Source organism: Streptomyces sp. NPDC046862 (assembly GCF_040704615.1).
In the GTDB taxonomy this organism is placed as follows: Bacteria; Actinomycetota; Actinomycetes; order Streptomycetales; family Streptomycetaceae; genus Streptomyces.
Genome location: NZ_JBEYXP010000005.1, coordinates 101,964 through 114,341 on the forward strand (window position 1 = coordinate 101,964; position 12,378 = coordinate 114,341).

Below are 12,378 nucleotides of genomic sequence, written 5' to 3' on the forward strand. Positions count from 1 at the left end.
CCGACCCGCGCCCAACCAACCCACCCCACCCGGTCAGTCCAAGTAACCTCGCAGCTGGTCCGCGAAGGCGTGGTCCCGGAGTTTGTTCAGGGTCTTCGACTCGATCTGGCGGATGCGTTCCCTCGTGACGCCGAAGATGCGGCCTATCTCCTCCAGGGTCCGTGGACGGCCGTCCGCGAGGCCGTAGCGGAGCTGCACGACCTTCCGTTCACGCTCGCCCAGCGTCGACAGCACCGCTTCCAGGTGCTCCCTAAGGAGAAGGAAGGCGGCCGACTCCACCGGACTCGTCGCGTCGCCGTCCTCGATCAGGTCGCCGAGCGCCACGTCGTCCTCCTCGCCCACGGGGGCGTGGAGGGAGACGGGTTCCTGGGCGAGGCGGAGGACCTCGCTGACGCGCTCGCTGGGGAGGTCGAGGTGGGTCGCCACCTCTTCGGGAGTCGGTTCGTAGCCGCGCTCCTGGAGCATGCGGCGCTGCACCCGCACCACCCGGTTGATCAGTTCGACCACGTGTACGGGGACGCGGATCGTGCGGGCCTGGTCCGCCAGGGCCCGGGACATGGCCTGGCGGATCCACCAGGTGGCGTAGGTCGAGAACTTGTAGCCCCTGGCGTAGTCGAACTTCTCGACCGCCCTGATCAGGCCCAGGTTTCCCTCCTGCACCAGGTCCAGCATCGTCAGCCCGCGCCCGATGTAACGCTTCGCCACCGACACGACCAGCCGCAGGTTCGCCTCGATCAGCCGCCGCTTGGCCATCCGGCCCATCACGACCAGCCTGTCCAGGTCGAGGGCCAGCTCGGTGTCCAGGTCGGGGGCGTTGCCGAGCTTCTCCTCGGCGAACAGGCCGGCCTCCACCCTGCGGGCCAGCTCGACCTCCTCGGCGGCCGTGAGCAGCGGTATGCGGCCGATCTCCCGCAGATACTGGCGGAACAGGTCCGAGGAGGGCCCGGCGGTGTCGGTGCGCCCGCGCGGCGGCTCCACGGGCTCCAGGGCTTCCACGGCCGTTTCCGCCGTTTCCGCCGTTTCCGCCGTTTCCGCTGTCTCCACGGCGACCGCAGGCGGCTCGTCGAACTCCGGCGGGCTCTCCGGCGCCGCCTCGGGGTGGTGCGCGGCCCGGCTCTGCGCAGGCATCGCCGTGATGACGGCGGCCTCCACGTCGGGCTCCGTACTGTCCGTACTGGCCGTACTGTTCTCGTTCTGTGTGAGGGTCTGGGTCTGCACGGGGGCGACCTCCAGGAATGTCGCTGCTGAAGCATGCGGCAGCGGTACGTCGGGGATGGCGACGGCCTCACCGCCGTCCATCCCGTAGTCATTGAGCGGAACCGCGGGGGTCTCGGACCCACCGGGGGCGGGCCGGCCGCGCTCCGAGGACTCAGGCACCGGAACCCAGTGTGGAGTACGACACATCGCCGCCACGAGGGGCGTGCGATGACTTTTTGCGTCCGGTCCGTGACCGCGCGGTTACCCTGACGGACGAGTGCGCTGCTGAGAGGGCGCTAAACAGCTTGAAGGGCGTACGGGATTGGCATGTGCGCCTGGGAGCTGCACGGCTTCGGCGGACGCCCAGCAGCCCCTCAGAGCGCTTCCGCTCCTCGCTCCCGCAGCGCCTGGTCGTACTGCTGGAGGACCCACAGCTCGTTCTGCACGGAGGCGAACTGGGCCGGGTCGGCGTGGTGCCCGAGGCGGGCCAGGGCGCCCTGCACGTCACGGACGCGGCGCTCCACGGCACGCCTGCGGACGGTGACCAACTGCTCGCCCGCGTACACCTCGTCGACCGACTTGCGCATGATGGCCTCGACCGCGAGCTCGGTCACCATGGCCCGCACGGCGTCGTCCGGCGCGACCTCACGCACCCTGATCAGGTACTCCTGCGGGTCCTGTGTGCCGTAGTCGGCGCCGCCCGCGTCCATGATGGCGTGACGCACGGCCGCGTACGGCGCCGCGGTGAACTCGTCCACTCCGTACGCGTCGAACGCCGGGGAGACCAACTCCGGGCGCTGCAGGGCCAGTTTCAACAGCTCCCGCTCGGTGGCGTAGACGGGGTTGCGGAGGGTGAGCGCGGGGCCGCTCATGGCCGGGCGGGGGGCCGCCTCGTAACTCTGGGGCGTTCGGGACGCCGGCGCGGGCGCTCTGCCGCCGCGCTCCCGGGCCCAGCGCGCGAGCTGCGCCACGCGCTTGACCACGAACTGCGTGTCGAGGATGCCGACCATGCCCGCGAGCTGCACCGCGACCTCGTGCTGGGCGCCGCTGTTCTTGATGCGGGCGACGACCGGCGCCGCCTCGTCGAGGGCGGCGGCGCGTCCCGCCGGGGTTTCCAGGTCGTAGCGCGCCACGATCTGGCGCAGCGCGAACTCGAAGAGCGGGGTGCGCGGTTCGGTCAGCTCCGCCACCGCCTCGTCGCCCTTCGCCAGCCGCAGCTCGCAGGGGTCCATGCCGTCGGGCGCGATGGCGATGTACGTCTCGGCGGCGAACTTCTGGTCGTCCTCGAAGGCGCGCAGGGCCGCCTTCTGGCCGGCCGCGTCGCCGTCGAAGGTGAAGATGACCCGCGCGCTGCCGTTGTCCATGAGGAGGCGCCTGAGGATCTTGATGTGCTCGCCGCCGAAGGCCGTGCCACAGGTCGCTATGGCTGTGGTGACGCCCGCGAGGTGGCAGGCCATGACGTCCGTGTAGCCCTCGACGACCACCGCGCGGCTGGACTTGGCGATGTCCTTCTTCGCGAGGTCGATGCCGTACAGGACCTGGGACTTCCTGTAGATGGCCGTGTCGGGGGTGTTGAGGTACTTGGGTCCGTTGTCCGCCTCGTACAGCTTCCTCGCGCCGAAGCCGACCACGTCGCCGCCGATGTCGCGGATGGGCCACATCAGGCGCCCGCGGAAGCGGTCGATGGGGCCGCGGCGGCCCTCCTGCGACAGGCCGGAGAGCATCAGCTCCTTGTCGGTGAAGCCCTTGCCGCGGAGGTAGCGCGTGAGGTGGTCCCAGCCCTGGGGGCTGTAGCCGACGCCGAAGTGGACGGCGGCGGCCTGGTCGAAGCCGCGCTCGGCGAGGAAGATCCGGCCGGTGTCGGCCTCGGGGCTCGTGGCGAGCTGCTCGGCGTACCACTCGGCGGCGATCTTGTGCGCCTCGACCAGGCGGATGCGCTCGCCGCGCTGGTGGGACGGGTTGTACCCGCCCTCCTCGTACCGCAGGGTGATGCCGGCCTGCCCCGCGAGGCGCTCGACCGACTCCGAGAAGGAGAGGTGGTCCACCTTCATCACGAAGGTGATGGTGTCGCCGCCCTCCTGGCAGCCGAAGCAGTGGAAGAGTCCCTTGCTCGGGCTGACCTGGAAGGACGGCGACTTCTCGTCATGGAAGGGACACAGGCCCTTCAGGTTGCCCCCGCCCGCGTTACGCAGCTGGAGATACTCGGACACCACGGCGTCGATCGGAACCGCGTCCCGAACCGCCTTCACGTCCTCGTCATTGATCCGTCCTGCCACGCGTGAATTCTACGGTGGAGGACTGACAGGTCTGGGGCACCGGGAGTAGCCCCTCAAGGGGCGCGGGGAACTGCGCGACCAGCCACGCACGGACGCGCAGACGCCCGACAACAGCAACCAGGCAGACGAGTCCGCCCGGCCAGCCCCCGGAGGGAAACGGCAGCCCCCTAGGCGAGCAGGCTCTCCAACGAAACACGCGGGTCCGCCAGCGCCTCCACATCCACCGACGACCTCCCCCGGATGAGGGACTGAATCGGCCCAGTGACATCCCACACGTTCACGTTCATCCCGGCGAGCACCCTGCCCTCCTTCAGCCAGAACGCGATGAACTCCCGCTTCCCCGCGTCCCCGCGGATCACCACCTGGTCGTACGACCCGGGCGGCGCCCATCCGGAGTACTCCATCCCCAGGTCGTACTGGTCGGAGAAGAAGTACGGCACCCGGTCGTACGTGACGTCCTGCCCGAGCATCGCCTTCGCCGCCGCGGGCCCGCCGTTGAGCGCGTTCGCCCAGTGCTCCACCCGCAGCCGCGTGTCGAACAGGGCGTGGGGGAAGGAGACGACGTCACCGGCCGCGTAGACATGGGGATCGGACGTACGCAGCCGCTCGTCCACGACGATGCCCCCACCGTGCGCACGGCTCGCCACCTCCAGCCCCGCCGCCTCCGCGAGAGCGACCCGCGGGGCGGCACCGATGGCCGCGAGGACGTCGTGCGCCGGATGCTCCTCCCCCGTGTCCGTGCGCGCGGCCAGCACCATGCCGTCCTGGCCCACGATCTCGGTGAGCCGCGCGCCGAAGTGGAAGCGGACGCCGTGCTCACGGTGCAGATCGGCGAACAGGCCCCCGAGCTCCGGGCCGAGCACGCTGTGCAGCGGGGTCGGCGAGGGCGCGACGATCGTGACCTCCGCGCCGTACTGGCGGGCGGCGGCCGCGACCTCCAGGCCGATCCAGCCGGCGCCCGCGATCACGAGGTGGCCGTTGTCGCGGCCGAGCGCGGTGAGGACGCCCTTGAGGCGCTCGGCGTGGGCGAGGCGGCGCAGGTGGTGGACGCCGGCGAGGTCCGTGCCGGGGATGTCGAGGCGGCGCGGCTCGGCGCCGGTCGCGAGCAGCAGCTTGTCGTAGTGGACGAGGGTGCCGTCGTCGCCGAAACGGACGGTCCGCGCGGCACGGTCGACGGCGTCGACGGTCTGGCCGAGGTGCAGCTCGACGTCGTTCTGCGCGTACCAGGAGGGCTCGTGGACGAAGACGCTGTCGCGCTCCTCCTTGCCCAGCAGATAGCCCTTGGACAGGGGCGGGCGCTCGTACGGGTGGTCGCGTTCGTCGCAGATCAGTATCACGCGGCCGGTGAAGCCCTCCGTCCGGAGCGTCTCGGCCGCCTTGGCGCCGGCCAGGCCTCCTCCGACGATGACGAATGTCTGATCCGCGTCGACCACTTGTTGCCTCCTGCCGGGGTCCGGGGGTGTCCCCCGGATGAACATTGAGCCAGTTGAACATTGCGGATGTCGCCCACATGCGAGCGTCCCGCACGGAGCGTGATGCGGGAAGAGGGAGTGGCCCGATCAGGCCACGCAGGGTCACGCCTGTCCCCCTCCAGGGTCACTCGTGTCACATGTGCCCGGTGAGTCTCGCGTGCGACGTGCGCGCCGAGGCGTCGGTGAGAGAAGCGATCTGATCCACGATCACACGCTTACGGGCACGGTCGTCCGCGGCCTCGTCGAACAGGGCACGGAACTGGGGTTCGAGTCCGTCCGGCGCGCGGGCGGTGAGCGCCTCGGCGAGCTCGGCGACGACGATCCGCTGGTCGGCGCGGAGCCGCTCCTGCTCGGCGCGCTGCATGACGTACCGGTCGGCGACGGCCTTGAGCACGGCGCATTCCAGTCGGGCCTCGCGCGGGACGACCAGCTCGGCCGCGTACCGCGTGAGCCGTCCGCCGCCGTACGCCGCCCGGGTCGCGCCCTCGGCGGCCAGACAGAAGCGGCCGATGAGCTGGCTGGTGGCGTCCTTGAGCCGGGCCTGCGCCACGGCCGTTCCGTCGTAGCCGTGCGGCCACCACTCCTGGTCGAGGAGGCGGTCGAGGGCCTCGGCGAGTTCGGCGGGGTCGGTCCCGGCGGGGACGTACCGGCCGAGGGCGACGGCGAAGACGGTCCGCCGTTCGGGCTCGGCGTGCAGAGCGCCCGGGGCGATGTGGCCCGCGTGCAGGCCGTCCTCGAAGTCGTGCACCGAGTACGCCACGTCGTCCGACCAGTCCATGACCTGGGCCTCGAAGCAGGTGCGGTCCTCCGGGGCGCCCTTGCGGATCCAGTCGAAGACCGGCCGGTCGTCCTCGTAGACACCGAACTTCGGGGAGGCGGGGTCGGTGGGGTGACCGCCACGCGGCCAGGGGTACTTGGTGGCGGCGTCGAGGGCGGCGCGGGTGAGGTTGAGGCCGACGCTGACGAGGTCTCCGGACGCCGGGTCGGTCACGAAGCGCTTGGGTTCGATGCGGGCCAGCAGGCGCAGGGACTGGGCGTTGCCCTCGAAGCCGCCGCAGTCCTCCGCGAACTCGTTCAGCGCCTGTTCGCCGTTGTGGCCGAAGGGCGGGTGACCGAGGTCGTGGGAGAGGCAGGCGGCCTCGACGAGGTCGGGGTCGCAGCCGAGGGCGGCACCGAGCTCACGGCCGACCTGGGCGCACTCCAGGGAGTGGGTGAGGCGGGTGCGGGGGCTCGCGTCCCAGGCCGGGCTCCGGGTGCCCGGTGTGACGACCTGGGTCTTGCCTGCCAGGCGGCGCAGTGCCGCGGAGTGCAGCACGCGCGCGCGGTCGCGCTGGAAGGCGGTGCGGCCGGGGCGTTTGTCGGGCTCGGCGGCCCACCGGTCGACCGACGTCGGGTCGTAGCCGGGGGGTGAGGCGTGGTTCCGGTACGGCTGGGCTGCGGCGGGTGCGGTGCCTTCCATGTCTTGACAGTAAGCGTCGGCGGTACGGGTTGGGGGGCTGCGGCTCGTTGTGTCTTGCCGCGCGGTTCCTCCCGTTGCCGTGGCCGGTCAGGCCGACGCCAGTGCCGGTTCTGTCGTGGCCGCCGGGACCCTCGCCGCCTCGTCGTAGCGGTGCAGGACCAGGCGGGCCATCGCCGGGTGGGCTCCGAGCGGGCCTGCGGCGATCCAGGGGGCCGCGTCGGCGCACTCGGTGGCGAAGCGGCCGGGGGCGGTGAAGTAGGAGGCGACGGCGACCCGGTGGCGGCCGCGTTCGGCGAAGGCACGGACGGCCTGCGGGACGGTGGGCGCGGCGGCGGAGGCGTACGCGGGGACGACCGGGACTCCGAGACGTTCGGCGAGGAGCTCTGCGGTCCGGCGGGCGTCCACGGCGGCGTCGGGGTCGCGGGAACCGGCGGCGGCGAGTACGACCCCGGTGGACCGGCGCTCGGCCTCGGACGACGGCGTCTGCCAGCCGGCCTCGACGAGCCGCTCGTACAGGGTGTCCACGAGCAGCGAGTGCGGGCCCAGGGGTGTGGCGAACCGGGCGCGGACCCGGGAGGCGGCCGCCATCTGGGGGATGTCCTGCTTGACGTGGTAGCCGCGGCTGAGGAGCAGGGGCACCAGGATTGCCTCCTGGTCGCCGAGGGCGGCGAGGGTGTCCGGGAGCAGGGGCTCGTTGAGCTCGATGTGCCCGAGGTGCACGGGCAGGCCGGGCCTCAGCTCGCGGACGCGGTCCACGAGGGCGTGCACGGTGGCGAGGGTGCGCGGGTCGCGGCTGCCGTGCGCCACGAGGACGAGGGCGGGTCGTCCCGGGGCGGGCGGTGTGGGGCGCCGGGCCCCGTCGAACGAGACGAGGCTGAGCTGGCTGGCGAGCTGACTGCTGATCCGGTTCATGATGTGCGCCGTACTGTCGAGGTGAGCGCCACGGAGCGGCTGGCCGCCGGGGCTGGGCTTGGACTCGTCGCGGGGAGCGTCCGACTTGCGCGTCGCCGTCATGAACCGATGGTCGCGGCAGGACGTTGCCGAGCCGTTGCACGGGAATGACGGGTGTTTTCCGGGGGTTCACGGTGGGGTGACCGGGCTGTGTGAGGCGCGGTGACCTGCGGGTTCGCTCTGCGGGAGTGAACGGGGTCACGTCGTGAGGGTGAACCGGATCGCTGTGGTGGGCGTCTTCGTTGGTCGAAACGGCGGGGGCTGTCGAGGGGACGGTAACCGGCCGGAAACAAAGAACTGGATCAGGGGGCTGCCGTCATGCACCTGCCGCGTCTGCCGCGCCTGCGGCGCGTGCCGCGCTTGCCGCGCTTGCCGATCCGGTGGCCGTCCGGTCTCCGCCTTCGCCGTCTGCGGCTGCCGCCTACCCGTGCCGGGCAGCGGCGGGCCGTGCAGGTGGTGATGCTGGTGTGTGTGCTGGCGCTGCTGCCGGTGACGTGGTTGTTCGTCGTGGCGGGTGATCGGCTGCGTACGACGGAGAGTGTGCCGCGGACCGACGTGGCCGTGGTGTTCGGGGCGGGGTTGTGGGACGGCGAGCCCTCGCCGTACCTCGCGCATCGGCTGGACGCGGCGGCGGAGCTGTATCGGGCGGGGCGTATCAAGGTCGTGCTCGTGACCGGGGACAACAGTCGTGAGGACTACGACGAGCCGGACGCGATGCGGGCGTATCTCACGAAGCGGGGGGTTCCTGACGCGCGGATCGTCAGTGACTACGCCGGGTTCGACACGTGGGACTCGTGTGTGCGGGCGCGGAAGATCTTCGGGGTGGATCGGGCGGTGCTGATCAGTCAGGGGTTCCACATACGGCGGGCGGTTGCTCTGTGTGAGGCGGCGGGGGTTCGGTCGTACGGGGTCGGGGTTGATGATCGGCACGATGTGACCTGGTACTACGGGGGTGTGCGGGAGATTTTCGCTGCGGGGAAGGCGGTGGTGGATGTGGTGTTCCGGCCGGATCCGCGGTTCCTGGGGCCGAGGGAGGTGGGGGTGGAGCGGGCGTTGGCGGCTGGGCGGTAGTGGGGGGCGGGTGTTTGGATTCGCCCCCGCCGCCCCTACCCGTCCCATCCCCGGGGGCTCCGCCCCCATGCCCCCGGGTGGGGGGTGTCTGGGGTACGTGGGTAGGTGCGGGTTGGGGGTGGCTGGTCGCGCAGTTCCCCGCGCCCCTGAAGGGGATGGGACGGGTAGGGGCGGCGGGGGCGAGGAAACCCCCAGGCCGGCCGGGCCCAGGGGCTTCGCCGTCAGGTCAGCGGCCGCTGAAGTCGGGCTTTCGTTTGTCCAGGAACGCGCGCATGCCCTCCTTCTGGTCCTCCGTCGCGAACAGGGCGTGGAAGACGCGGCGTTCGAAGAGGGTCCCCTCCGCGAGGCCGACCTCCAGCGCGCGGTCGACGCATTCGCGGGCCGCCCGGACGGACGGTGTGCCGTGGGAGGCGATCGTGGTGGCCGCTTCCGTGGCCGTGGACAGGACCTGGTCGTCGGGGACCACGCGCGACACCAGGCCGGAGCGTTCCGCCTCGTGCGCGTCCATCGTGCGGCCGGTGAGGATCAGGTCCAGCGCTTTCGCGCGGCCGACCAGCCGGGTCAGGCGCTGGGTGCCGCCGATCCCCGGGATCACGCCCAGCTTGATCTCGGGCTGCCCGAAGACCGCCGACTCGCCCGCGATGACGAGGTCGCACATCATCGCGAGCTCACAACCACCGCCCAGGGCGTAGCCGTTGACCGCCGCGATCCTGGGCGTGCGGAAGCCCGCGAACTCCTCCCAGCCGGCGAAGTAGTCCTCCGCCGCCATGTCCACGGCCGACTTCCCCGCCATCTCCTTGATGTCCGCCCCGGCCGCGAAGACCTTCTCCGAGCCGGTCACGACGAAGCAGCCGACCTCCGGGTCCGCGTCCAAGGGGCGCAGGGTGTCGAGGAGTTCGGTCATCAGCTCACTGCTCAGCGCGTTCAGGACGTGCGGGCGGTGGAGCCGTACCGTGATCACCCGGTCGTGGCGTTCGAGTTTGATGGTGTTCATCGAGTTCCCTTCTTCTCCGCCCGTCATGAGTCCCAGATCGCGCCGTACGCCGGTATCCCGCGCCGTTCCAGGCCGTGCACCACCTGCCATGTGAGCCTCTTGTTGGAGATGCAGATGACGGCCTCGGCGCCGAAGTCCCGGTACGCGGCGTACGCGAGGGGCACCATGTCGGGTTTGCCGTGCAGGGACGTGTCCCAGATACGGGCGTGTGGCTGGACCTCGAGGATCTCGTCGACGAGGGCGTCGCCGTAGGTCGTGCGCGGGGCGCGGGTCGCCCAGACGAGGAGGGAGGGAACCTCGGCGGCCAGCAGGTGGGGCAGGCAGGGGCCGATGCCGCTGCCCGTCGCCACGTAGACGACCTTCGTGAAGAGGGTCTCGATGTTCGCCACTCCGGCTGTCGTGATGCCTTTCACCCACACGCGTGACGGTCTGTCGTCGATGAACGCACCCGTCCAGTCGCCCGCCCGCGAAATCGTGAGCCGGAAGCCGGACTCGCCGGGGGAGGGCACGTTCGCGAACGAGTGCCATTCCCTCAGCGGGCTGCGGCTGATCGCCGTGGAGGAGCCCGCGAAGGGGGTCTCGCCGTGGTCGAAGCGGGCCAACGCCACGTGCGAGGAGGGGCGTTCGATCCGCACGGCGACCTTGCGCAGGCGCATCCAGGGCAGGGCCACGCTGAAGGTGACCACGGCCAGGACCCAGAGGCCGGCGCGTTCGCCGCTGAGGACGGTGTGCGTCCAGAACAGTGCCAGCGCCGTCCAGCCGCCGAAGCGGTGGATCTTCTCGAAGTGGTCGTGGAAGCGGGAGCGGAAGGGCGGGAGAGCGGTGCCGGTGACCACGGCCAGCAGGGCGATCAGGGTCCAGCTCACCGCCACCAGCGGGCCGCCCGCGCCCTCCGCCGTCAGCGCCACCGCCAGACCCACGAACCACAGGCTGCCCGCCAGCGCCCCGCCCACGTGCAGTCCGCCGAAGTGGTACACCTTCCCCAGCGTCCAGCGCACCTTGAGCGGCCAGGTCGTGGGAGCCCAGGTGGCCAGCCGGAAGAAGAGGTTGATGACGTACTGCTGGCGCACGAGGACCGCGAGCGCGAGGTTCGCCAGGGCCGCGTGGCCCAGGGTTCTGGTGTGCAGGGGCCAACTCGCCCACAGAAACAGCACGTTGGTCAGCAGTACGAGGGCCGCCAAGCGGTTGTAGTGCATCAGGCGCGGGTGCTTCAGGGCACGCCGGAGGGGTGAGGTGAGCGGGGGGAGGTCGACGGCGTCCTCGGTGTGTGCCGTACGCGGAGGCGAGGAGGTCATCGCGCCACCGCCGTCGGTTCCGCCGCCGTCCGCTCGGCGGGCATCCGCTCGGCCGGTCTCCGCTCGGCAGGCGTCCGTTCCTCCGCCAGCCGCAGCAGCGCCCGTTTGTCGATCTTGCCGCGGTCGGTCTCCGGGAGGGCGGCCAGCGGCAGGACGTCCGACGGCACGCAGTAGTACGGCAGGGCGGCGGCCACGGCGTCGCGTGCGGCCGACGGGTCGACCTCGGCGGGGCAGACGAAGGACACCAGGGTGCGGGCGTCGCGCTTCAGGGTGACCGCTCGGGCGCAGCCGGGGACGCGTTCCAGTACGGAGGACACGGAGTCGAGTTCGACGCGGAAGCCGCGCACCTTCACCTGGTCGTCGGTGCGGCCGAGGTGTTCGAGTTCGCCGTCGGCGGTCCACCGGCCCAGATCACGGGTGCGGAACATACGGTGGCCGCCGCCGAGGAACGGGTCGGGGGCGTACCGTTCGGCGTTCAGTTCGTCGTTGTCGAGGTAGCCCGCCGACACGCAGTCCCCGCCCGCCCACATCTCGCCGGCCTCGCCGATCGGGACCGGGCGGCGGTGGGCGTCGAGGACGTACACCGTGTTGTTGGGGGTGGGGCGGCCGATCGTCAGCAGCGGGGCGGACGGGTCGTGGCGGGACATCGTGTTCACGATCGTCGTCTCGGTGGGGCCGCAGCAGTTGTAGAACGTGGCCCGTGCCGCCCACCGGTCCGCCAGCGCGCACGGGCACGGCTCCCCCGCGACCGCCACGGTCCGTACGCGCGGGCAGCTCGCCGGGTCGATGCCGGACAGCACCGTGGGTGTGGCGACGATGACGTCCGCCGTGCGGGCCGTGGCCGCGATGTCCTTGCCGCGGATGGCGAGGGTGCCGCCGTGGGTGAGGCAGCCGAGGATCTCCCAGGCGGCCATGTCGAAGGCGACGTTGAGGAGGTGGGCGACCCGGTCGCCGGGGCGGATGCCGAGGTCGCCGGGTGCCGTGAGGAGGATGTTCGCGACGTTGCGGTGGGTGACCTTCACGCCGTTGGGCCGGCCGGTGGTGCCCGAGGTGAACAGGACGTAAGCGCCGTCGTCGGGCCGTAACGCCGCGCGTGGGCCGGGTTCGCGGGGGTTCTCGTACGGCAGCGGCTCGTCCAGTGCGATCAGGCGGTGGCCCGGCGGCAGGGGCACCCGGTCCGCGTACTCCCGCAGGGTGAGGACGACTCGGGTCGCGGCGGTGCGGACGACGTGGTCGAGCTGGGCCGGTGGTGCCAGGCCGATGTCCTGGGGGACGTAGGCGGCGCCCGCCTTGAGGGTGCCGAGCAGGCCGACGAGCATCGGGATCGAGCGGCGTACGAAGAGGCCGACGTGGTCGCCGGGGCGTACGCCCTCGCGGACCAGGCGGGCAGCGAGGGCGTCGGCGTACCGGTCGAGTTCGGCGTACGTGATCGTCGCGCCGCGGTGTTCGGCGGCGACGGCGCCGGGCGTGGCGGCGGCCCATCGTTCGACGGCGCGGTGGACGAGGGGGTCGGGGAGGGAAACGGACGGACCGCGGCCGTACGCGTGGAACAAGGCCCTGTGGTGGGGAGTGAGATGGCGCAGAGGCATGGGTGGTGACCTCCTGGCAGTTTCGTCAGACGGGTGACACGGCCGTTGGACGCGGCGGTGTGTCATGTGTGTCG

At 71.6% G+C, this 12,378-nt stretch carries 9 protein-coding genes; 1 reads left to right on the forward strand and 8 read right to left on the reverse strand.

The window, feature by feature from the left end:
• Positions 1–33 precede the first annotated feature (33 nt).
• The 5 genes from AB0959_RS07315 to AB0959_RS07335 all read right to left on the reverse strand — a co-directional run bounded on the left by AB0959_RS07315 (position 34) and on the right by AB0959_RS07335 (position 7,316).
• Entirely contained in the window at positions 34–1,377 is a 1,344-nt protein-coding gene (locus tag AB0959_RS07315; RefSeq protein ID WP_366825325.1) for an RNA polymerase sigma factor, read from the reverse strand.
• A gap of 194 nt (positions 1,378–1,571) precedes the next feature.
• Positions 1,572–3,473 carry a DNA primase gene (gene dnaG, locus AB0959_RS07320; protein WP_366825326.1) on the reverse strand — a complete coding sequence of 634 codons (1,902 nt, stop codon included), beginning with the start codon at positions 3,471–3,473 and terminating at the stop codon, positions 1,572–1,574.
• A gap of 167 nt (positions 3,474–3,640) precedes the next feature.
• Positions 3,641–4,906 (reverse strand): FAD-dependent oxidoreductase, encoded by a 1,266-nt coding sequence (locus tag AB0959_RS07325; RefSeq protein WP_366825327.1) that lies wholly within the window; start codon positions 4,904–4,906, stop codon positions 3,641–3,643.
• 172 nt (positions 4,907–5,078) lie between these two features.
• The gene (locus tag AB0959_RS07330) at positions 5,079–6,404 is read right to left on the reverse strand and encodes a deoxyguanosinetriphosphate triphosphohydrolase (protein ID WP_366825328.1); all 1,326 of its coding nucleotides are present in this window, start codon (positions 6,402–6,404) and stop codon (positions 5,079–5,081) included.
• Between the two features lie 87 nt (positions 6,405–6,491).
• The gene (locus AB0959_RS07335; RefSeq protein WP_366825487.1) at positions 6,492–7,316 is read right to left on the reverse strand and encodes a sirohydrochlorin chelatase; all 825 of its coding nucleotides are present in this window, start codon (positions 7,314–7,316) and stop codon (positions 6,492–6,494) included.
• Positions 7,317–7,814: 498 nt separating this feature from the next.
• Between AB0959_RS07335 and AB0959_RS07340 the strand changes: the two genes are divergently transcribed.
• Positions 7,815–8,426, forward strand: coding sequence for an ElyC/SanA/YdcF family protein (locus tag AB0959_RS07340; protein WP_366825488.1), 612 nt, complete (start codon positions 7,815–7,817; stop codon positions 8,424–8,426).
• A 226-nt stretch (positions 8,427–8,652) separates the two neighbouring features.
• Here the strand turns inward: AB0959_RS07340 and AB0959_RS07345 are convergent, their stop codons facing one another.
• The 3 genes from AB0959_RS07345 to AB0959_RS07355 are packed head-to-tail and all read right to left on the reverse strand — an operon-like array spanning position 8,653 to position 12,304.
• On the reverse strand, positions 8,653–9,420 hold the full coding sequence (locus tag AB0959_RS07345) for an enoyl-CoA hydratase-related protein (RefSeq protein WP_366825329.1): 768 nt from the start codon (positions 9,418–9,420) through the stop codon (positions 8,653–8,655).
• A gap of 23 nt (positions 9,421–9,443) precedes the next feature.
• Complete coding sequence (locus AB0959_RS07350; protein WP_366825330.1) at positions 9,444–10,715, reverse strand: hypothetical protein; 1,272 nt, start codon at positions 10,713–10,715, stop codon at positions 9,444–9,446.
• Entirely contained in the window at positions 10,712–12,304 is a 1,593-nt protein-coding gene (locus tag AB0959_RS07355) for an amino acid adenylation domain-containing protein (protein WP_366825331.1), read from the reverse strand. Before AB0959_RS07355 ends, AB0959_RS07350 begins: the two co-directional genes overlap by 4 nt.
• Between the last annotated feature and the right edge of the window lie 74 nt (positions 12,305–12,378).

Coding starts and splice junctions, on each gene's coding strand:
- AB0959_RS07330 (WP_366825328.1), bottom strand. CDS start 6,404: ATGGAAGGCACCGCACCCGCCGCAGCCCAGCCGTACCGGAACCACGCC.
- AB0959_RS07335 (WP_366825487.1), bottom strand. CDS start 7,316: ATGAACCGGATCAGCAGTCAGCTCGCCAGCCAGCTCAGCCTCGTCTCG.
- AB0959_RS07340 (WP_366825488.1), top strand. CDS start 7,815: ATGCTGGTGTGTGTGCTGGCGCTGCTGCCGGTGACGTGGTTGTTCGTC.
- AB0959_RS07345 (WP_366825329.1), bottom strand. CDS start 9,420: ATGAACACCATCAAACTCGAACGCCACGACCGGGTGATCACGGTACGG.
- AB0959_RS07350 (WP_366825330.1), bottom strand. CDS start 10,715: ATGACCTCCTCGCCTCCGCGTACGGCACACACCGAGGACGCCGTCGAC.
- AB0959_RS07355 (WP_366825331.1), bottom strand. CDS start 12,304: ATGCCTCTGCGCCATCTCACTCCCCACCACAGGGCCTTGTTCCACGCG.